The sequence below is a fragment of the Nonomuraea insulae genome (assembly GCF_042656245.1).
Window position 1 is genome coordinate 81,597 of the sequence record NZ_JBHSPA010000009.1, and the last position, 19,605, is coordinate 101,201.

Below are 19,605 nucleotides of genomic sequence, written 5' to 3' on the forward strand. Positions count from 1 at the left end.
GCGTAGCCGCCGCTGTCGACGATGGTCAGCGCGGCGACCGGCTGGCCCACGCGCAGCCCCTCGACGCCGGGGCCGAGCGCCCGGACGCGGCCGGACACCTCGATGCCGGGCACGAAGGGCAGCGGTACGTCCACCACGCCCTGCCGGTAGAGGATCTCGGCGAAGTTGGCCCCGGCGTAGGCCACGTCGAGGGAGACCTGCCCAGGCCCGGGCTCGGGGATCTCGACCTCATCGAGGTGGAGGACGTCAGCGCCGCCGAATTCGCGAATCGTGATTGCCTTCATGCCGTCCATCGTGCCGGGACGGCTCCCGCCGAGGCAGTGTCGGCTCATCCTGGGTGTACCACCACCAGGCTTTCCACCTTCTCCTTGGTGTCGGTGTCGGGATGCGGCGTGTGCAGCACCACATTGAGGTCCGCACGGTCGGGCAGCCGGAACAGGGAGTACTCGAAGGTGAGGTCCCCGGCTTCCGGGTGGGTGATCGCCTTGATCCCCTGGGAGCGGGAACGCACATCCGGCCGCGCCCACAACCCGGCGAACTCCGCGCTGACCGTGCACAACTCATCGGCGATCCGCCCGAAGACCGGGTCGTCGTGGTATCGGGCCGCGCTCGCCCGGAAGTCGGCCACCATGTCCGGGGCGAACTCGTCCCACGCGGTGAACCTGCCGCGGTAGATCGGGTGGGTGAAGAACGCCACCATGCAGTTCCGGACGTCGTCGTCGAATCCGAACACCCACCGGGCCGCGTCGTTCATCGCCACCAGGTTGTAGTGCCGATCCAGCACGTGCGCCGGGTTGGGCATCCATGCGTCCAGCACTGTGCGTAGTTGCCCGCTCACCGGCGCCCCTGGCTGTCCCGCGGGGTCCGGCGGGTTCAGCCCGGCGAGAACGTACAGGTGGGCCTGCTCCGCCTCGTCGAGCTTCAACGCGCGGGCGACCGCGTCCAGCACGGCGTCGGAGACCTTGATGTCGCGCCCCTGCTCCAGCCAGGTGTACCAGGACACCCCCACCCCGGCGAGCACGGCCACCTCTTCCCGGCGCAGACCGGGGGTGCGGCGGCGCCCCGCGGCGGGCATGCCGACGTCCGCTGGGGTGAGAGCCTCCCGCTTGGCGCGCAGGAACTCTTTGAGCTGGTCACGGCGACCCTGGCTGACAGTCACAGAACACACCATAAGCGACCTGTTCGCGGGCCCTACACGTGCCATCGCGCGTCATGCCGCTCATGCGCCTCGGTCGTTCCGTCGGTGAAGAACCGCGCGTAGTACTCCGATTCGACATGGTGTGTCTGGAGCCAGATGCCGGGCACGTGGATGGCGTCGGTGTGCGCGGGGAAGCGGCCGTGCGTCTCGTGGATGTACACGCAGACGTCTCGCACGCAGTCGATCACCTGCTGGTCGTAGCCGCCGGCCTCGGTCAGGTAGCGCTGCCCGTAGTCGCCCTTGTAGATGCGGGCGAAGGTCTGCGTGTCGGTGTAGACGCCGCCGGGCCCGAACTTCGCCCGCAGGACGCTCTCGACGGCCGCCTCCATCGAGGGGTGGTTGGGCGGGCAGGCGGCCTTGATGAGGTGCTCGCCGCCGGCCCGGAGGCCGACCGGGTGGGAGCGCAGGGCGGCGTACTTCGGCAGCGGTACGTGCCAGCGCAGGATGTCGGCGAGGTGGAAGCGCGGGGTGACGAAGTCGAAGCCGAGCATCCTGCCGTACGCCCGGGAGAACTTGGGGTCGCCCAGCATGATCTGCGGGTGCACCGTGGCGTGGATCCAGGCGCCGAGCCCCATGGCGTCCGCGGTGAGCATCATGTTCTGCAGGAGCAGGTCGGCCTCGACCTGGGTGCGCATCGGCCCCAGCGCTCCGAGCGGCAGCTTGAGGTCCGCGTTCAGGAACCCGTTCTTCACCCACTTCCGCACGCCGGCCGGGCGGTAGAAGTTGCGGTCGTCCACCAGGGCCGGCCTGGCGCCGTCCGGCTGCGTGAGCAGGTACATCAACCCGTTGACGTACTGGTGGGACAGGTCGACCACGGGCAGGAAGATCGTGGTGCCGGGCAGGTTGGACAGGAAGCGGTTGGAGTCGAGGTAGGCCGGGAAGTCCCGCATCTCCTTGGCGACGTCGAGACGGTGGGGAAGAACTCTCACCTTGGCCTGGCGAGCCCGGTCGATCAAGGTGGCGGCGTCGAAGGGCAGGCCGGGGGCGGGCGGCTGCTTCCTCAGGTAGTACGTGCCGGTGTCGTTGATCATGAAGAAGTGGGTGCCCTGCGCGTTGTCGGGGCTGCCCGCGGTCCGGCCGGCCATGGTGAGGTTGGGCTTGGCCATGATGGGTTCGCCGTCGCGCGGGTCCTCGAACGGCCGGTCGGGCATGGTGAGGCCGGAGCAGCCGGTGAGCGCGATGAGCACCGCCTCCTCCAGCTCCGTCAGCGGCAGCGGGCGGTGCGGTGAGCGGTAACTCATCGAGCCGGCCGGAACGGACGCGCCGCGGCTGACCCGGTGGGTGCGCCGCTGCCAGATGGTCTCCAGCAGCGGCCGGGAGAGCAGGTCGGCCAGCCCGTCCGCCGGTGTCTCCGACAAGGTCGGCCTCCCTTTCACACGCGCCCGGTGCCCGCCACCGGCGGCACACCGGTGCGCCATGGCGCGAACGCGCCGGCCGTTCTCGGCAGGAAGGCCGCCAGTTCGGGGCAGTGCCGCAGGATGACGCTGCTCATACCGTTGCGCTCGATCCAGTCCAGCCCCAGCGGGGTGTAGACCTCCGGTCTGAAATCGACGGTGAGGAAGCGGTCGCTCTGCAGCCGCCGGCTGGCCATGAGGATGAAGATGCGGAACGCCGTGTCGCTGAAGGCGAAGCGCTCGGGCGGGTTCTCCGCGAAGAGCCCGACCATCGTGTCGATGTCGTCGACCGTACGGTAGACGTCCTTGAGCCTGGCCAGCGTGTGGGGGTCGGAGGTGAGGTCCTCGAAGCGCCGCAGGCGCGGCTTGTGCAGCCCGGCGCGGAAGTCGTTGTAGCGGGGAACGCCGCGGCGGCGCGTGCGGACGAGGTCGACCACGGACAGGTCGATGATCTCCCCGTCCCGCTCGAACGCCTGCAGCGCGCGCGGATAGTTGAACAGGGTGATCGCCCCCGCGTTGGCGATGCCCAGCGAGTAGAGCGAGTCGACCAGACCGGTCTCCCGCATGAGCGGCTCGGTGGCGGCGCCTTGGACGTCGTTGAACCCCAGAGCGGACAGCGCCCGGCCGGACCTGTGGTCGGCCATCTCGTAGTCGTCCGGGATCAGCGGGTGCATCCGGTAGACGGTGACGAACTCCTCGGTGAGCGCGTACGGCGCGCTGTGGTGGTCGGGCAGCGTGCCGGGGATGCCGGTGAGCGCGTGCGCGTCGACCAGCCACAGCCCGAGCTGGGTCAGCCAGTTCTTCGGCGGCCCCGACCAGTTGGCCTTCAGCCCGATGTCGATCAGCTCGGTCGCGAGGATCGCGGGAGTCCACTCCACTGTGTGGATCTTGGCGATGAGGGCCGAGATCACGAGTCTCGCCGTGTGGTAGACGGTGTCCTCGGACATGCGGGGGTAGGCGCCGCGCAGGGCCTCGCACACCGTGTTGTGCTCGCGGGCGAAGAGGGTGTGCAGGACGCTGAGACCGAGCCACCAGTTGTCCCGGAAGCCGGTGATCGGGATGCCGTTCGGGCCCAGTGGCAGGTGGCCGTTCTCGAGGCGCAGCGACGCACCGCCGTCCGGCTCGCGCAGGGACTTCGCGACGCTCTCGTCCCCGCCGTAGACCTCCGAGCCGTCCCACCAGTGGGAGGCCGCGTTGGCGAACAGTGTCGGCGGCCCCGTGCCGCCGGCCGGGCGCAGGCCCTCGTTCTCGGCGAAGCGCATCACGCTCTCGGGTGCGCTCCCCGGGTTGTTGATCCAGGTCATGCCGGGTGGCAGCGGCACCTCGACGTTCTTCGTCCCGGTCGGGTAGCGCTTGTGGTCGACCCAGTCGTGCACCTGGAACTGGGTCCAGGTGGCGGCGAGGACGTTCAGCGACCGTGCCGGGATGAAGGTGTCGCGGTGGAGCAGCTCCCTGCTGACGATCAGCGGATTGGGGACGTCGAAGAGGTCGGGCCGGTGGACGGGCCGGAAATTGCGGCCGAAGGCCGAGCCGAGCGCTCCCATCGCCGGCGCGGACAGGTCGTTGTAGGTGCCGTCGTAGGTGCGCCTCATCCGCACGCGCTCATCAATGGGCGGGCGTACCGGGTGGGGTCGCGGCGCGGCCTCGCGGATCTCGGTGTCGATGAGGTTGTCGCGGCGCAGCACCTGCCGGATGGCTTCGACGTTGAGGAGCCCGAGCAGGGTCGGCAGCCGGTGCCAGGGGACGAACCGGTTGAGGACGCCGAACATCCCGCGCAGCAGCGCGCTCACGACGATGTTGCGCTTCGGCGTCGGGGTGTAGAAGCGGTGGCCGTGGCGGTGGGCGCTGGAGGCCTCGTAGGCGGCCTTGCGCGCGCGGTTCAGGTTGCCGAGCGGGCGGAACTCCCCGGTGGTGTTCCACGGGTCGAAGGCGAGCTGGTCGATCCGGAGCGCGACGGCGCGGGCCGGCGCGGTGCCCGGATCCTGGCGCGGGATGGTCAGCGTCGCCACCTGTACGACGGGCGCGTCCTGCTCACGCCAGTCGGCCGCGCCGTTCTCGATGGGTGTGCGCCTGTCGTCCACGTAGCGCTGCACGCACAGGTCGAAGACGACGTCGGCACTGCCCAGCCGGGCGAGGAGCTCGTAGCGGAGGTGGTCGGGGTCGGTCTTCGACGGAGAGGGCGCCGGCGGCGCGTCCGCGGCCGGGCGGAGCAGGTAGCGAACCGGCCCGGCCGGTCCCCACAGGATGGCGCCCCGGCTCCAGTACGTTTCGAGGGCGAGGCTTCGCACCTCGCGTCCGCTCGCCGCCTTGACGTTTCGCCGCATGCGCGCGGCGGTGGCCCAGCCGACCTTCAGCGGCAGCTTGACGTATAGCGCGATCCCCTTGCGCACGGCTGTGTCCGCAGCCGCCATGACCTGGGCGAACCTGACGAACTCGCGCGCGTTCCTGGCGTGGGACACCGGATGGCTGGTCATGAGCAGGTCGTGCGCCTGCTCCGGGCTCGCCTGGACGCGCAGTGCCGCGCCCCGCAGATCGCGGGCGAAGTCCGGCTGGCGGGCGCCGCTGGCGTTGGACAGCCGGACGGTGACCGGGTATTCGGCGCCGGGCTGGGCGAAACCGGCCCGCAGGTCCTCGGGAAGGTCTGAAGAGAAACTCAGCCGGGCGTTCTCGACAGCGAGAATGGCCTTGGCGTGAAAGGTCCGGTCGATGTCGGCGGCGCCGCCGCGTTTCCTGATTTTCCATTGGACCCGCATGAGGTCGCGGGCGAGCTTCTCGAAGATCGCCTGCTCGGCCTCTGGAGTGCCTCCGACATAGCGCTCGTACTGCTGGGCTTCGTCCATGTGCGATCCCCCCGATGCCGCCCTCAATCGGTCGCGAGGGCGGCGCAGGAACGTTTATCTCGCTATTCCCCGGCTCGGTTAAATAATGCGTTCTTCTTTCGCGGGGACGTTAAAGTCTGAGCGCATTGCCGAATGGAAATGGCGCTTTATGCACTTATACCGGGGTTACTCCAGAGGTCCCACCGTGGCCTCCACGGCTTCGATGATCGCGCCGGAACGTACGAGGTCGAGGGCGGTGGCCATCTCGGTGTCGAACCGGCGGTCGCCGTCCAGCGCCGGTGGGATGGCGGCACGGATCACGTCGAGGGCGGCCGCGGTGCCCCGGCCCAGGGGGTGCGCGGCGGCGAGGGGGGCCGTCAGCGCCAACGCCTGCGCGGCCATCAGCAACTCGACGGCGACGATCTGCTCGGTGTTGGCCACGATGGTGCGGGCCTTTCTCGCGCACCAGGTGGAGTTGGAGACATGGTCCTCGGCGTTCCCCTTTCCGGGAATGGAGTCGATCGAACCGGGGGTCGCCAGGGTGCGGTTCTCCATCACGAGCGCCGACATCGAGCACTGCACGGCGGCGTATCCGGTGTTGACGCCCTGGGGGCCGGCGTTGAGGTTGCGCGGCAGGCCGTAGCTCATCGTGGGGTCGATGAGGCGGGCCAGGCGCCGTTCGCTGATGGATCCGAGGTCCGTCACGGCGATCGCGACGAGGTCCATGATCTGGGCCAGCGACTGCCCGTGGAAGTTGCCGCCGGAGAACCATGTGGTCGTCACCGTCGCTGAAGATCAACGGGTTGTCGGTGGCCGAGTTGATCGGCGGGAGTCGCCGGCCATCTTGAGCACGTTGCGGGCCGTGCTCCGCTGGCCGGGATGCGGCCTGGCCCGGTGGACCGCGGGATGGAAGGCGGCCAGTTCGCCGCGCATCGCCTCCAGGCTCATGGCCAGGGCGACGTCGGCGGCCTGGACGACGCGCCGCGCGTCGTGCGCGGCGAGCACTCCGAGGGCCAGCGACACGGTGGAGCCGTTGAGCAGCGCCGAGGCGTCCTTGGCGACCAGCGCGAAGTCGACGGGCAGCCCCGCGGCGGCGATCGCCTCTCGCGCGGGCTGACGGGCGCCCCGGTAGTCGATCCTCGCCTCGGGAAATCCGCCGAGCGCCGCCGCCAGGTACGCCAGCGGGGCGAGGTCTCCGGAGGCGCCCACCGACCCCTTGCGCGGGATCACCGGGTGCAGTCTCTCGTTGAGAAAGGCCAGCAGGCGATCGACCACACCGACCGCGGGCCCGGAGTAACCGGCGGCGAAGGCGTTGGCGCGCAACATCATCGTCGCGCGGACGACGTCCTGCTCGAAGGGTTCGCCAACGCCGCTCGCGTGCGCCCTGATCAGGCGGCTCTGGTACTCCTCCATGTCGGCGACCAGGACCCGCTGGTCCTTGAAGGAGCCGACGCCGGTGTTGAACCCGTACATCAGCGGCGCCTCATCGTGCATCCACCGCGACTCGATATACGCCCTGGTGCGGCCCAGCCGTTCACGGGCGGCCGCCGCCAGCACGGCATCCTCGGAACTCGCACGCGCCACCTGGACCACCTGGGCCGCGGTGAGGCCCTCGCCGTCGATCTCTACTGTCATGCGGCCCAGAATGCCCGGTACAGGAAGTTCTCGGGGGCGGTAGGCCCGCGTCCGCCCCACGGAGGTCCGTGACCGGGCGGACGCGGGCCGGCGGGGTCAGCACACGATGAAGATGCTCTTCCAGCCCACCGGGCTACGCTGCTCGGCGTTCCTGTCGGAGGCCAAGGTGAAGTGGGCCACGCCCTGGCCGTTGGGCTGGTTGTACATGCGCCCGCTCTGGCCGTCGCCGTACCACTTGTAGGAGCCGTGGTAGGGGATGTTGGACACGCCGCACGCGCTGATGACGACGCTTCTGCCGGAGAAGCCCTGGCCCTCGTAGGCGACGTACTGCGATGCGTAGGCGGCGCCCGCGGTGCCCGCGATGATGGCGGCGGTGAACGCGGAGGTGAGGATGAATCTCTTCACGATGGTCCTTCCAAGAGCTCGCCCGACGGTTACGATGGGTAATTGTATGGCAACGCTCCGCGTACGTCCAGGCAATGGGGCCACTTTGAACGCGTTCAGGCGGCCGCGCTAGGCTCGTCCCACACACCTTGGGGGGACGCCTGATGAAGATCGTGATACCCGGGGGAACCGGGCAGGTGGGCACCATCCTCGACCGCGCGCTGACCGCCGCGGGCCATGACGTAGCCATCCTGACCAGACGGCCGGCGCGCGACCGCGAGATCCACTGGGACGCCGAGACCCTGGGCCCATGGGCGAAGGAGATCGATGGCAGCGACATCGTGATCAACCTGGCCGGACGCAGCGTCAACTGCCGCTACACGCCCGCCAACCTGCGGGCCATGATGGATTCGCGGGTGCGCTCCACCCAGGTGGTGGGAGAGGCGATCGCAGCCGCCGCACGACCTCCACGGGTCTGGTTGCAGATGAGCACCGCCACGATCTACTCCCACCGCTTCGACGCGCCCAACGACGAGGCGACCGGCCTGATCGGCGGCACCGAGCCCGGCGTGCCCGGCTACTGGGCCAACAGCATCGAGATCGCGAAAGCCTGGGAGCGGGCGCAGGAGCAGGCGGAAACCCCTGACACGCGCAAGGTCGGCATGCGCACCGCCATGGTGATGAGCCCCGATCGCGGCGGCGTCTTCGACGTCCTGCTGCGGCTGGCGCGGCTCGGCCTCGGCGGCCCGATCGCCGGCGGCACGCAGTACATGTCCTGGATCCACGGCGGCGACTTCGTGCGCGCCGTGGAGTTCCTGATCGGCAGGGACGACCTCGCCGGGCCGGTGAACCTCGCCGCTCCCGCCCCCCTGCCGCAGCGCGCGTTCATGCGCGTGCTGCGCGCCGCGCGGGGGGTTCCGGTGGGCCTGCCCGCGACGAGGTGGATGGTCGGGCTCGGGGCGTTCGCGCTGCGCTCGGACACCGAACTGCTGTTGAAAAGCCGCCGCGTCGTCCCCGGCCGCCTGCTCGAAGCGGGCTTCGCCTTCGACTATCCGCAGTGGCCGGAGGCCGCCGCCGAGCTCGTGCGACGGGTCTGACTCCACCCCGCGAACCTTCGTGACGTACGCCGGCGGCCGATCGCCGCGGAACCGATGGCGATCTTCCCTTCTAGTAGGGTGCGATGACCATGAGCGAATATGTCTTCGGGGTCTCGCTGAACCCGACCCATGACCTCTCCCTCGCACACGACATGACCGACGCGGCCGAGCATGGTGGGCTCGATCTCATCGGCATCCAGGACCATCCGTACGTGGGGGATTTCCTGGACTCGTTCGCGCTCATCGGGCATCTGCTGACCCGCACCACACGCCTGCGTTTCTTCCCCAACGTCGCCAACCTGCCGCTGCGGCCGCCCGCCATGCTGGCGCGGACGGCGGGGACGCTGAACGTGCTCTCCGGCGGCCGTTTCGAGCTCGGCATCGGCGCCGGCGGCTACTGGGACGCCATCATCAAGATGGGCGTGCCCCGGCGCTCGGCCGCCGAGGCGCTGGCGGCGCTCGAGGAGGCGATCACGGTCATGCGGGGGATGTGGTCACCGGGGCAGAACGTCCGCTTCGACGGCGACTACTACCGGGTGGACGGGGTGCAGGGAGCCGAGGCCGGTACACCGCCGATCAACGTGTGGATCGGCGCGCAGGGACCGCGCAGCCTGGCGCTCACGGGCCGGGTGGCGAACGGCTGGGCGGCGCCGATTCCGTCCTACCTGCCGTACGAGCGGTGGGCCGGGTCGAACCAGATCATCGACAAGGCCGCCGAGGATGCCGGCCGCGACCCCGGGTCGGTCGTGCGGCTGGCCCAGGTGGTCGGCACGGTCGAGGCCGGCGGGAGCGGCCCGGGCACTGCCAGGATGACCACCGGCGCCGACCCCCTGCGCGCCGGCGCGGACGGCTGGGCCGCCGAGCTGACCAGGCTCGCCACGGAGCAGCCGTTCACCGGCTTCGTCTTCTGGCCTGAGCGCCAGAGCGTGGATCAGGTCCGGCGCTTCACCGAGGAGGTCGTCCCGCTGGTGAAGGCCAATCTCGCGTAGCGAGGGCTCATGCCGGCGACAACCCTCCGTAACGGCGCCCCGGAGGAGCGCCGTTACGGCTGAAGCCGGTCAGCGGAAGTCGGAGATGCGCAGCACCGCCAGCATGTCCGTCGCCCGGGAGCCGGTCGAGAAGGACGCCTCAGCGCCGACCCAGCCGCGGAAGGCCCCCGTGTCGTCGATGATCTGCATGAGCGGTTTGACGTGGGAGTTGCCGGTGTAGCAGAACTCACCGCGCTCCATCGCCAGGCAGGTGCACCAGTGCCAGAGCGTGTCGCGGCGGTCGGTCTTGGAGATCATCGTCAGGTAGTACTGGATCGAGCTGACGTTGGGGCGAGTTCCGCCGCCGTACTTGGGGCAGCCGCCGGACTTCTGGCACGCGCCGCGCGAGGACGGCTGCAGGTAGGTCAGGCACGAGGTGGTGGCGGCGCAGGCGCGGAAGGAGGAGAGGCCGAACGGCTGGTTGGCGGATTTGACGATCTTGCCGCTCGCCCAGCTCGTCAGGTCCTGCCTGAGCGAGCCGGGGAACGCCTTCACCGAACTCATCGCGCGCCGGGTGCCGATCGCGGCGTTGCTGCCGTAGCCGTACCCGTTCGTGGCCAGCGTGCTCTGCTTGAGGTCGAGACGGGCCAGCTTGCCGTCGGGCGAGGGCCGCACGTACCACTGCTCCGTCCACGTCTGGGCGATCTTCCACCGGATGCTGAGCACGTCGCCCGCGATGGTGTACGTCCCGGTGCGGCTCTCGTCGGGGGCGCCGGTGAAGCCCCCCGCGGTGAGCACCTCGCAGGCGCGGGGCCGCGAGGCGACACCGCCCGCCTTGGTGGTGCAGCTCGGGTCGGGGACGGTGCCGGTGCGCTGCCTGGCCTGGGGGTGACGCTGCCACCACAGGTACATGGAGGCTTTCACCGTGCCGTCCGCGGCGAAGCGGTAGCTGCCCAGGCGTAGCCAGTTCTGCTGGGAGGAGGCCTTGAGATGGCCCTGTGAGATCACATAGGTGGCTTTGCCGCCGGGCAGCGACGCGGCCGAAGCCACGGCGGTGGCCGGCTGGACGGGCAGGATGGAGATGGCGAGCAGGAAGGAGAGAATTGCCACTGCGGTGCGCAAAAGAGACTCCGGGAGACTTACAGGCTTGACTGATCGTCAATGGGCCACCGTAATCCCTCCGGACCGGGCATGTCTCCGAAACCCTGCCCACGAAAACTCGAACCAGGTGACCGCCGTGATCACGGAGAGACTGACGGCGGTACTGGAGGCGGCGATCGCCGCGGCGGTCCGCGTCACCGCGGTGTTCACGGCCGCGGCCCCCCAGCTGCCCTTCTCGAGCTCCTTCGCGCGCCGGTGGACCTCGGCCGACCAGGCGAGGGCCGGAGTTCCGCCTCGTGCCGGGTGTCCGCGGCCGGCAACGTGGTCATGCGGAACACGCCCAGCACCCGCTTGCTCTCGCGGCGGATGAGGCCGCGCTCGACCAGCCGGTCGATCAGAGGGCCGGTCCGGCCCCGCAGGCGACGTCGTGCCGCGGGCGCTGACCGGTGACCAGGAACGTCGTCACGCGATCGTTGGCGCACCGGTTGTCCAGGAACAGGTACGCCAGGTGCCCGCCCTGGTCGGCGGTCACCATCCGGGCCCGGTCACCGAGGGCCTCGCGCAGCTTCCTGGCGCCGGCCAGCGGCGTCGCCGGGTCGCGGAGGTTCTGCAGGATGAGCACGTTCGAAGGCCCACGGTCGGTGATCTTCACCGGCGGCTCGACCGGCTCGGACGGCCAGAACGCGCACGGCGTGATGTTGGCCCCGGCCGCGCCGAACATCGGGTAGCGGCTCCGGTCGATCGCGACGTTGCGCTGGTAGGTCCGTACCGACTCCGGCCAGTCGGAGTCGTTGCAGATCACGTGCAGCTGGCTAGCCAGGTAGTTCTCCAGGTTGGGCGGACTCGCCGGCGGCTCCGGCATGGGGCTGCCGGTGTCGAGCGCGTGCCAGAACTCGGCCAGCCACGGCATCCCCTTGTCGTAGTAGAGCTGGGCGAAGGTGATCTCGCGGAACAACTTGCCGGTGATGCCCTCCGGACTCGGCGCCGCGTCCAGTCGCCTGGCGAGGTCGAAGTACTTCGCCTTCACCTGTTCCGGTGTCCGGCCCAGGCCGTGCTGGGGATGTGCGATGGCGAACTTCGCGAAGTCCGGGAACCGGTCCTCGACGCCCCGGCCCAACATCCGTGAGAACGAGGCGTCCCAGCCGCCGGGGCCCGTCGCGCTGTCGAGCACGATCCGGTCGCTGCGGTGCGGGAACAGCGTAGTGTACACGGAACCGAGGTAGGTGCCGTAGGAGATGCCGAAGTAGGACACCTTCGACTCGCCCAGCGCCTTCCGGATCCGGTCCATGTCGCGTGCGGTGTTCGCCGTGGTGATGTGCGGCAAGATCGACGCCGTCGCCGACGAGCCGCACTGCTCGGCGATGCCGGACACGACCTTGGCCTGCGCCGCGACGTCGGCCGCGGTCAGCGCGTACTTCGGGATGTTGCTCGCCATCTGCTCCGGCTTCAGGTCACAGGTCACCGGGGTGCTGTGGCCGGTGCCACGCGGGTCGATCCCGATCACGTCATAGGTGTCCAGCACACTCCGCGGCAGCTTCATGTCCCGCAGGATGCCGGGGTAGGTCAGCCCTGTCCCGCCGGGACCGCCGGTGTTGGTCAGCAGCACGCCGCGGCGCCTGCCGGGGTCGGTGGAGGCCAGGCGCGAGACGGCGATCTCGATCTTTCGCCCGCCGGGGTCGCGGTAGTCCAGCGGTACGTCGAGCGTCGCGCACTCCAGACCGGCGCCGGTGACATCCGCCGGGCACTTCCCCCAGTTCAGGGTGTCTGTCGCCGTCGCCCCCGCCGGGGTCGGCGACGCGACCACGGCGGCGGCGAGAACGGTCATGACGGATTTCCTCATCCGTGCTCCTCCTCGGGATACGGCGGTCATCATCGGCGCGGCTCCCAGCGGAAGATCCGGGCGGCCAGCGCGACGGCGACCACGACCCAGCTGAGTGTGGGCGCCAGGAGGATCAGGGAGTCGGTGATGGGGACGCCGCCGTTCCAGGCGTTGACGACCAGTTCGGTGGCCGAGCCACCGGGAAGCAGCCGTTTGAGCAGGGTGAGCTCCTCGGTGCCGGAGATTCCCACCCAGCTGGCCACGGCGATGGTGCCGATGCTGATGGGCAGCGTGGTCACCTGGGCGTGCTCGGGGGAGTTCGTCAGTCCCGCCGTGGCCAGTCCGAGGCCGAGCATCATGACCACCGTCGAGAGGACGGCCGCCGCCAGGAGGACGACGTTGTCCGGCCCGTCCGTGACGGCGGCCAGCACGGTCATGATCACGGCCACCTGGACCAGCGAGATGGCGGTGATCGGGAGGAGCAGCCCGGAGAGAATGCCGGTGTCGCTCGTCGCGGTGGAACGCAGCCGCTTGAGAAAGAGGTTCTGCCGGCGTGAGGCCAGAGTGGTCACCGCGGCGGTGTAGAGCCCGAACGCACCGACGGTGAACGTCACCACCCCCGCGATGTATCCGAGGCTGCCCAGGGCCGCGAAGACTTCGTGCTGGTAGATGAAGAACGCGCTGACCGCCGCGGGCATGACGAGACTGGTGACCAGAACCAGCCGGTTCCTGAAGATCTGGATCAGCTCGCTGAGAGCGATCGAGAGCATGGCGAAGGTCCTTTCCTGGAAGGTCTAGTCAGTGCCGAGGGCGCGGAAGACGTCGTCGAGCCGGGTGGGTCCGGCTTCGAGCCTGCGCAGCTCCACCGCGTGGTCCTGCGCCCAGCGGAGCAGGGTGTGCAGGTCCTTCTGCAGGCCGAAGGTCTCGATGAGGAAGGTTCCCTCGCTCTCGCGCCTGGCCTCCAGCGGTAGCGCGGGTGCGGGGGCCGCGAGGGAGAAGCGGATGACGGACGGCAGGGTCTGCGTCAGCTCGGAGACCGTCCCCTCCCGGTAGAAGGCGCCCTTGTGCATGAGACCGATGCGGTCGGCGCGCTGCTGCGCCTCTTCCAGGTAGTGCGTGGTGAGAACGACGGTGGAGCCGTCCTCGCGCAGCTTGTCCACGGTGTCCCACAGATCGTCCCGGGACTGGATGTCCAGGCCGGTGGTGGGCTCGTCCAGGAAGATCAGCTCAGGCGCTCCGTACACGGCGGTGGCGAAGTCCAGACGCCGTTTCTCCCCGCCGGAGAGCTGGGACACCTTGGTGCCGGCCTTGCGCGTGAGGTTCACGACGCCGAGGACGCGTTCGACCGTGTCCGCGCGCTGGGTGAGCTGTCCGATCAGCCGGACCGATTCCTTCACCGTCAGGTCCGGGGAGAACCCGCTGTCCTGCAGCATGATGCCCATCCGAGGGCGCACGGCGCGCCGGTCGCGTGGGCTCTGGCCGAAGACCCGCACGGTGCCCGAGGTGGCCGTACGGTGGCCTTCGACGGTCTCCAGGGTCGAGGTCTTGCCTGCCCCGTTCGTACCGAGCAGCGCGTAGAGCTCTCCGCGCTCCACTCGGAAGGACAGGTCCTTCACGGCATGGAAGTCGCCGTAGGTGACGTTCAGACGTTCAACGTCGATGACTGGTGTCGAGGACATGCCGTTGATCACACCAGCCGCCGCGCTCACCGGGCAGTGCGGCCACGTCATGACCTCGCCATGACATTTCGGGAGTGAAGGCATGACGCGGTGTCACTGGTGCCGCCACGGAACCGGGAAGAATACTGGGGCGAACTCTGCTGTTCGATCGGGCACGGTGATGACCGGGGGCTCGCCACCCCTCAAGGAACGGGGAAGGACGACTGATGACCACCGTGGTGCTCGCCGACGACGAGGCGCTCCTCCGCAAAGCGCTGGCGGCGTTGCTCCCGCTCGAGGGCGAGATCACCGTGCTCGCCGAGGCGGAGGACGGTGAGACGGCCGTCCAGGCCACGCTGCGGCACCTGCCCGATGTGCTCGTCATCGACCTGGAGATGCCCGGTGTGGACGGACTCGGCGCCGTCGCGGAGATCCGTCGTGCGCGGCCGGAGCAGGTGGTCCTCATGCTGACCCGCCATGCCAGGCCGGGGGTGCTGCGCAAGGCGCTGAAGCTCGGAGTCCGGGGCTTCGTCAGCAAGTCCGCGGAGCCGGCGCACATCGTCTCGGTCATCAAGACGCTGCACGGGGGCAAGCGGTGGATCGACCCGGATGTCTCCGCGCTCGCCGTCGTCGACGACTGCCCGCTCACCGACCGCGAGATCGATGTGCTGCGGGTGACCGGCGAAGGCTATTCGGTCGCCGACATCGCCACCCGGCTCCACCTGGCAGAGGGCACGGTGCGCAACTACCTGTCCAACGCGATGCAGAAGACCCAGACCAGGACCCGGCACGAAGCGGCACGGTACGCGCGCGAACACGACTGGCTGTGAGCCACCGGAGCCGTCGGCGGTCAGGTGGGGATCGGCGTCTCGTCGAGGGACGGAGCGGCCCTTGCGCGCTTGAGCGCCGACAGTGCCGGGATCGTCGCCAGGAGCACGGCGGTCAGTGCGGCGATGCCGAGGAACGCCTTCTGCACTCCGATGTCGTCAGCGAGCAGGCCGAAATACGCCGGGCCTGCGAGGTAACCGAGATAGGCGACCGTGGAGATGGTGGACGTGGCTCGTCCCCGTGACTCGTCGGGGACGGGTCGAAGCCCGTAGGACAGCAGGGTGGGAAAGAGCGCCGAGGTGCCCACGGCGGCGGCGATGATGCCCATCAGCGCGAGCGGCAGCGTGGACGCGTACGCGGTCAGGACGCCTCCGGTCGTGGCGATCACGCCGGCCACGACCAGCGTCGCGATCGGGCGGCGCAGCGTGGTCGTGGCGGCGCTGAGGCGGGCCAGCGCGGACGTCGTGGCGAACACGGCCGGCGCCACGGCGGCCAGCGCCGGCGAGGCGGTGAACGCGTCGGTCAGCAGGACGGCGGCCCAGGTCTGGAAGGCGTTCTCCGAGGCGAACGCCAGCGCGCCGATCGCACCGATGACGAGCAGGGCGATCCGCCAGGACACTCGACCGGAGTGCGCCGGCGCATCCTCTGGCGCGACGGCGTCGTGAGCGGCGTCGTGAGCGGCGTCGTGAGCGGCGTCGTGAGCGGCGTCGTGAGCGGGGGCCGAGCGCGTCGCGGCGACGGCGGCCAGGCCGAGAGCCACGACGACCACGGCGGCCGCGGTGAAGGCCACCGGCAGGCTGTCCGTCATCGCGGAGAGCGCGCCGGCGCCCAGGCTCGAGACCGCGACCATGGCGGAGAACATCGCGTGCGAACGGGTCACGACAGGGCGTCCCGTCCGCTTCTCGACCGTCGCCGACAGCGTGTTGATCGCCACATCAGCCGCTCCCGAACTGGCTCCCACCGCGAGGATGCCGGCGCACAACCCGGCATAGCTCACCGAGGCGAAGGAAAGCACGACGCCCATGACGCCCAGCAGCGCGAGCAGCACTCCGGCGACGCGTAACCCGAGCGTGTCGACGAGCCGCCCGGTCAGCAGCATGGCGGGCAGAGCCCCGGCGGCCACGAGGAGCAGTGCGATGCCGAACTGTGCGTCGCTCACACCGGCTTGGGCGCGCAGCAGGGGCAGGGTGGCACCCCACACCCCCCAGAAGGCGCCGAATCCGGCGAAGGCGAGGAACGGCGCCGCACGGAACATCCGGCCGGGGCGTGTGATCGTGGTCGACATATGTGTAACGCTACACAACTAGGATGGGTCCCGTGCCGACCAACCGCAGACGCGTGACGCTGAAGGATGTGGCGGCTCGCGCGGGGGTGTCCCCCATGACCGCCTCCTACGCCTTCACCCGGCCTGCCCGGGTCGCGGCCGACACGCGCGATCGTGTGCACCGCGCGGCGAGCGAGCTGGGGTATCGCCCCGACGCCGTGGGCCGCGCGCTGAAATCCGGGCGTACGCACCAGATCGGGGTGGTCTTCAGCGAGCACCTGGCCTACGCCTTCGACGATCCCCAGGCGGCACAGTTCCTGGCCGGGGTCGCGGAGGTCTGCGTCGAGGAAGGCCAGGGCCTCACGTTCATCCCGACGCGGGGCGACGCCGCCGACGCCGGTCGGGTGCTGTCCGCAGCGGTCGACGGCTTCGTGTTGTGGACCACCGCGCAGGACGATCCGGTGCTGGCGGCGGTCGCCGGCGACCCCCGCCCCGCCGTCATCCAGGGCGGTCCGCCACGCCAGGGCATCGTATGCGTCACGCAGGACGACTACCGGGCCGCCCTCGCGGTCGCCTCCCAGGGACTCCGCGAAGGCCGGACGCCCGTAGTGATCTCATTCCCCCTCGATCGCGACCGCGAGCGCATGGTGACGATCGGCGCCGAGCTGCCGTCCCATGCACCGTTTCCCGTCACCGACGCCCGCCTGCGCGGCTACCGCGCCGCCATCGAACAGGCCGGGCTCAGCTGGCGGAGCACACCGATCGCCGTCGTGGCCCGCAACACCCAACGAGACGGCGTCGAGGCGGCGCGAGACCTCGCTCCCCAGCTCACGCCCGATGCGCTCATCATCGCGATGAGCGACGAACTCGCCCTGGGAGCCCGCCAGGCTCTCCTGGAGACTCATCCGGAGGCCGCCTACCTCGGCTGGGACGCCTCACCGGCCGGCCGGCAGCTCGGCATCACGTCGGTCACGAACCCGCTACGAGACCAGGGCCGCCGCTGCGCGCGGGCCGCACTCGACCCCGGCCGACCCGGCGACCAGGAGATCCCGTGGAGCATCGTCTCCGGGGGCGGAGCCTGCACCTGACAGATGTACCCTCACCAGAGCGCTGGTTGCTCGTTCCGGCGGGCCGCAATCTGGTCGGCATGACGACAGAGACTCTTCACAGAGCTGCGCGGCTGGGGCTTCGCGGCTGGCTGATCCTCATCACCTTGTGCGGCGCGACCTTCATGACCGGCCTGGACTACTCGATCATCACGGTGGCGCTGCCGGAGATCGGCCGGGACCTGGGCTTCTCCAGCGCGTCGGCCCTCCAGTGGGTGGCCACCGCGTGCCTGCTGCCGACGGCCGCCCTGATGCCGCTGTTCGGACGGGCGTCCGACATGGTCGGCAGGCGCCGGTTGTTCATCGCGGGGGTGGCGACGTTCACCGTGTTCTCGCTGCTGGCCGGGCTGGCGCCGAGCCCGGGGCTGCTGCTGGCGGCGCGTGCCGGGCAGGGCGTCGCGGCGGCCATGATCGGCCCGACCGCGCTCGCGCTGATGACCGGCGCGTTCCCCGAGGGACCGCAGCGCACCAGGGCGCTGGGGGTCAACGGCGCCCTGCTCTCGCTGGGGTTCGTCATCGGGACGATCGGCGGCGGGTTGATCACCAGCGGGCTGAACTGGCGCTGGACCATGCTCATCCTGTTCGGCATCGGTGCGCTGGTCATGCTCGGCGCCGTGACGATGGTTCGCGAGACGGCCGTACGGAGCCGCGCCAGGCTCGACGTCCCCGGTGCGCTTCTGGCGAGCGGCGGGCTCTTCGCCCTGGTCTACGGCATCTCCACGGGTGAGCGGGCAGGCTGGGGCAGCGTACCGACTCTTGCGACGCTGCTGGCCGCGGTGCTTCTGCTCGGCGCGTTCCTGGCCGTCGAGGCGCGGCACGCGGCCCCTCTCGTCCCGCTGCGCCTCTTGCGTCGTACGACCGTCAAATGGGGCATGACGGTGGGACTGGTCACCTTCGGGATGTGCGGCGGGGCGACCCTGCTGCTCAGCCTTCACATGCAGAATGTCCTGGGGTATTCACCGCTGCAGACCGGGCTCGGCTTCCTCGGCGAGGGCGTCGCGGCCCTGATCGCCGGGACCCTGGCGGCCCGGCTGATCGGCACGCGGGGTACGGTGCCGACCATCGTGATCGGCCTGACCGTGCAGGCGATCGGCACGGCCGCGATGGTGTTCCTGCCCGCCGAGGGCGGCCTGGTCCTCCTGCTGGCGAGCTCGGCCACGATGGGCTTCGGGCACGTGCTCACGGTCGTGGCCGCCATCACGACGATCACCTCCGGCCTGAACGAGGCCGACCAGGGCGTCGCGGGGAGCCTGGCCCAGATGCCCACGTTCGTCGGCGCCATCGGCGTGGCCGGGCTCACCGCGATCGTCGCCGCCCGCACCGAGGCGCTCGCCCCCGCCACCACCGAGGCGCTGGCCACCCTCGGCGGGTTGCACACCGCCTTCCTGGTGGCCGGCGCGGTCGCGCTGCTCGGCGCCGTCGCCGGCGGCGTCCTTCTCCGCCGGGCAGGCACCGGTCAGGCCGAGGAGCCTTCCCTGGCCGCCTGACCTGCGGCGACAGTGACCAGGCCGGCCAGGCGCCGCAACCGTTCCCGCGACGGCGAGCCCGCCTCGGCCTGGAACACCGTCACGCCCTGACCCTCGTCGTCGGGCGTCCGCAGGAGCTCGGCGGTGAGCGTCATGACGCCCACGTCAGGATGCCGATAGTCGCGCGAGATGGACGCGCAGTTGCTCACCGGATGTTCGGTCCACATGGCGTGAAACTCCGGGCTGAGCGTCAGCAGTTCCTCGATCAGAGCGCTCAGCCCCTCGTCCCCGGGAAACCGGCTCAGCGACCCCTCCAGGTAGGCGATGTCGTCACGGGCCTTCTGCTCCCAGTCGGCATAGAGGGCGCGGGAGAAGTCCAGCTCAAGGAAGTCGATGCGGACGAAGTTCGGCTTCTTCCCGCCCTCGAAAGGCCAGTGCGGAGCCAGCAGGGCGTGCGCCAGGCGGTTCCACGCCAGGATGTCGCCCCGCCTGCCCACCGCGATGGCGGGCGCCTCGGTGAACGAGTCCACCATCAGCTTGATGCCGGGACGCAGCCGCTCAGGCCGTACCTTCTCACTGGCCCGCGTGACCCGGGCCAGCCGGTGCAGGTGAGCCACCTCGTCGTCGTCCAGCCGCAGGACGCGGGCGACGGAGTCCAGGACCTCGTCGGAGACGTTCGGGCTCTGCCCCTGCTCCAGCCGGGTGTAATAACCGACGCTGACCCCCGCGAGCGGCGCCAGCTCCTCCCTGCGCAACCCGGCCACCCGCCGATGCTTGACTCCCGAGCTCAGCCCCACCTCCTCGGGACGAACCCGGGCCCGTCGGGATCGGAGGAACTCGCCGAGAGCAGAACTGGGATACATGCCAT

General features: G+C 70.1%; 19 protein-coding genes (1 of these 19 cut by a window edge). 5 read left to right on the forward strand and 14 right to left on the reverse strand.

The annotated features are described in order from the left end of the window. The 7 genes from ACFPZ3_RS06465 to ACFPZ3_RS06495 form a co-directional block, all read right to left on the reverse strand. Positions 1–332 carry the 5' portion of a quinone oxidoreductase family protein gene (locus ACFPZ3_RS06465; RefSeq protein WP_465263540.1) on the reverse strand. It extends 661 nt beyond the left edge of the window, so only the first 332 of its 993 coding nucleotides appear in the window; the start codon lies at positions 330–332; its stop codon lies off the left edge, out of view. Continuing rightward, positions 329–1,159: a helix-turn-helix transcriptional regulator gene (locus ACFPZ3_RS06470; RefSeq protein WP_379513023.1), complete on the reverse strand. Its 831-nt coding sequence runs from the start codon at positions 1,157–1,159 to the stop codon at positions 329–331. Before ACFPZ3_RS06470 ends, ACFPZ3_RS06465 begins: the two co-directional genes overlap by 4 nt. Positions 1,160–1,191: 32 nt before the next feature. After that, complete coding sequence (locus tag ACFPZ3_RS06475) at positions 1,192–2,556, reverse strand: hypothetical protein (RefSeq protein ID WP_379513024.1); 1,365 nt, start codon at positions 2,554–2,556, stop codon at positions 1,192–1,194. Positions 2,557–2,570: 14 nt separating this feature from the next. After that, positions 2,571–5,432, reverse strand: coding sequence for a peroxidase family protein (locus tag ACFPZ3_RS06480; RefSeq protein ID WP_379513025.1), 2,862 nt, complete (start codon positions 5,430–5,432; stop codon positions 2,571–2,573). Positions 5,433–5,597: 165 nt separating this feature from the next. Beyond that, complete coding sequence (locus ACFPZ3_RS06485; RefSeq protein ID WP_379513026.1) at positions 5,598–6,194, reverse strand: aromatic amino acid lyase; 597 nt, start codon at positions 6,192–6,194, stop codon at positions 5,598–5,600. Between the two features lie 12 nt (positions 6,195–6,206). Beyond that, entirely contained in the window at positions 6,207–7,046 is an 840-nt protein-coding gene (locus ACFPZ3_RS06490; RefSeq protein WP_379513027.1) for an aromatic amino acid lyase, read from the reverse strand. A 96-nt stretch (positions 7,047–7,142) separates the two neighbouring features. Further along, positions 7,143–7,451 (reverse strand): MiAMP1 family antimicrobial peptide, encoded by a 309-nt coding sequence (locus tag ACFPZ3_RS06495; protein WP_379513028.1) that lies wholly within the window; start codon positions 7,449–7,451, stop codon positions 7,143–7,145. Between the two features lie 143 nt (positions 7,452–7,594). Between ACFPZ3_RS06495 and ACFPZ3_RS06500 the strand changes: the two genes are divergently transcribed. Together ACFPZ3_RS06500 and ACFPZ3_RS06505 are read left to right on the forward strand one after the other, a co-directional pair. Then, positions 7,595–8,527 carry a TIGR01777 family oxidoreductase gene (locus ACFPZ3_RS06500; protein ID WP_379513029.1) on the forward strand — a complete coding sequence of 311 codons (933 nt, stop codon included), beginning with the start codon at positions 7,595–7,597 and terminating at the stop codon, positions 8,525–8,527. 89 nt (positions 8,528–8,616) lie between these two features. Further along, positions 8,617–9,516 (forward strand): LLM class flavin-dependent oxidoreductase, encoded by a 900-nt coding sequence (locus tag ACFPZ3_RS06505; protein ID WP_379513030.1) that lies wholly within the window; start codon positions 8,617–8,619, stop codon positions 9,514–9,516. A gap of 69 nt (positions 9,517–9,585) precedes the next feature. On the opposite strand, the gene ACFPZ3_RS06510 is transcribed toward ACFPZ3_RS06505, so the two are convergent. From ACFPZ3_RS06510 to ACFPZ3_RS06530, 5 genes are all read right to left on the reverse strand, one after another. Further along, positions 9,586–10,617 carry a hypothetical protein gene (locus ACFPZ3_RS06510; protein WP_379513031.1) on the reverse strand — a complete coding sequence of 344 codons (1,032 nt, stop codon included), beginning with the start codon at positions 10,615–10,617 and terminating at the stop codon, positions 9,586–9,588. A gap of 185 nt (positions 10,618–10,802) precedes the next feature. Continuing rightward, complete coding sequence (locus ACFPZ3_RS06515) at positions 10,803–11,078, reverse strand: GPP34 family phosphoprotein (protein ID WP_379513032.1); 276 nt, start codon at positions 11,076–11,078, stop codon at positions 10,803–10,805. After that, positions 10,991–12,436, reverse strand: coding sequence for an alpha/beta hydrolase (locus ACFPZ3_RS06520; protein WP_379513033.1), 1,446 nt, complete (start codon positions 12,434–12,436; stop codon positions 10,991–10,993). Before ACFPZ3_RS06520 ends, ACFPZ3_RS06515 begins: the two co-directional genes overlap by 88 nt. Positions 12,437–12,465: 29 nt before the next feature. Then, complete coding sequence (locus ACFPZ3_RS06525) at positions 12,466–13,185, reverse strand: ABC transporter permease (protein WP_379513034.1); 720 nt, start codon at positions 13,183–13,185, stop codon at positions 12,466–12,468. A gap of 24 nt (positions 13,186–13,209) precedes the next feature. Then, entirely contained in the window at positions 13,210–14,094 is an 885-nt protein-coding gene (locus ACFPZ3_RS06530; protein ID WP_379513035.1) for an ABC transporter ATP-binding protein, read from the reverse strand. Between the two features lie 206 nt (positions 14,095–14,300). Between ACFPZ3_RS06530 and ACFPZ3_RS06535 the strand changes: the two genes are divergently transcribed. Beyond that, positions 14,301–14,903: a response regulator gene (locus tag ACFPZ3_RS06535; RefSeq protein ID WP_379513036.1), complete on the forward strand. Its 603-nt coding sequence runs from the start codon at positions 14,301–14,303 to the stop codon at positions 14,901–14,903. A 20-nt stretch (positions 14,904–14,923) separates the two neighbouring features. Here the strand turns inward: ACFPZ3_RS06535 and ACFPZ3_RS06540 are convergent, their stop codons facing one another. Next, the gene (locus tag ACFPZ3_RS06540; protein ID WP_379513037.1) at positions 14,924–16,186 is read right to left on the reverse strand and encodes an MFS transporter; all 1,263 of its coding nucleotides are present in this window, start codon (positions 16,184–16,186) and stop codon (positions 14,924–14,926) included. A 32-nt stretch (positions 16,187–16,218) separates the two neighbouring features. Between ACFPZ3_RS06540 and ACFPZ3_RS06545 the strand changes: the two genes are divergently transcribed. Continuing rightward, the gene (locus ACFPZ3_RS06545; protein ID WP_379513038.1) at positions 16,219–17,253 is read left to right on the forward strand and encodes a LacI family DNA-binding transcriptional regulator; all 1,035 of its coding nucleotides are present in this window, start codon (positions 16,219–16,221) and stop codon (positions 17,251–17,253) included. Positions 17,254–17,312: 59 nt separating this feature from the next. Beyond that, positions 17,313–18,758, forward strand: a complete 1,446-nt coding sequence (locus tag ACFPZ3_RS06550) for an MFS transporter (protein WP_379513039.1) — start codon at positions 17,313–17,315, stop codon at positions 18,756–18,758. Here ACFPZ3_RS06550 and ACFPZ3_RS06555 read toward each other — a convergent pair. Beyond that, positions 18,728–19,600: a helix-turn-helix transcriptional regulator gene (locus ACFPZ3_RS06555; RefSeq protein WP_379513040.1), complete on the reverse strand. Its 873-nt coding sequence runs from the start codon at positions 19,598–19,600 to the stop codon at positions 18,728–18,730. The genes ACFPZ3_RS06550 and ACFPZ3_RS06555 overlap by 31 nt on opposite strands. Positions 19,601–19,605 lie beyond the last annotated feature (5 nt).

Excerpts from the sequence above, each read along its gene's own strand:
- ACFPZ3_RS06555 (WP_379513040.1), bottom strand. The coding sequence starts at position 19,600 with ATGTATCCCAGTTCTGCTCTCGGCGAGTTCCTCCGATCCCGACGGGCC.
- ACFPZ3_RS06525 (WP_379513034.1), bottom strand. The coding sequence starts at position 13,185 with ATGCTCTCGATCGCTCTCAGCGAGCTGATCCAGATCTTCAGGAACCGG.
- ACFPZ3_RS06520 (WP_379513033.1), bottom strand. The coding sequence starts at position 12,436 with ATGAGGAAATCCGTCATGACCGTTCTCGCCGCCGCCGTGGTCGCGTCG.
- ACFPZ3_RS06500 (WP_379513029.1), top strand. The coding sequence starts at position 7,595 with ATGAAGATCGTGATACCCGGGGGAACCGGGCAGGTGGGCACCATCCTC.
- ACFPZ3_RS06540 (WP_379513037.1), bottom strand. The coding sequence starts at position 16,186 with ATGTCGACCACGATCACACGCCCCGGCCGGATGTTCCGTGCGGCGCCG.
- ACFPZ3_RS06550 (WP_379513039.1), top strand. The coding sequence starts at position 17,313 with ATGACGACAGAGACTCTTCACAGAGCTGCGCGGCTGGGGCTTCGCGGC.
- ACFPZ3_RS06535 (WP_379513036.1), top strand. The coding sequence starts at position 14,301 with ATGACCACCGTGGTGCTCGCCGACGACGAGGCGCTCCTCCGCAAAGCG.
- ACFPZ3_RS06530 (WP_379513035.1), bottom strand. The coding sequence starts at position 14,094 with ATGTCCTCGACACCAGTCATCGACGTTGAACGTCTGAACGTCACCTAC.
- ACFPZ3_RS06505 (WP_379513030.1), top strand. The coding sequence starts at position 8,617 with ATGAGCGAATATGTCTTCGGGGTCTCGCTGAACCCGACCCATGACCTC.
- ACFPZ3_RS06490 (WP_379513027.1), bottom strand. The coding sequence starts at position 7,046 with ATGACAGTAGAGATCGACGGCGAGGGCCTCACCGCGGCCCAGGTGGTC.
- ACFPZ3_RS06480 (WP_379513025.1), bottom strand. The coding sequence starts at position 5,432 with ATGGACGAAGCCCAGCAGTACGAGCGCTATGTCGGAGGCACTCCAGAG.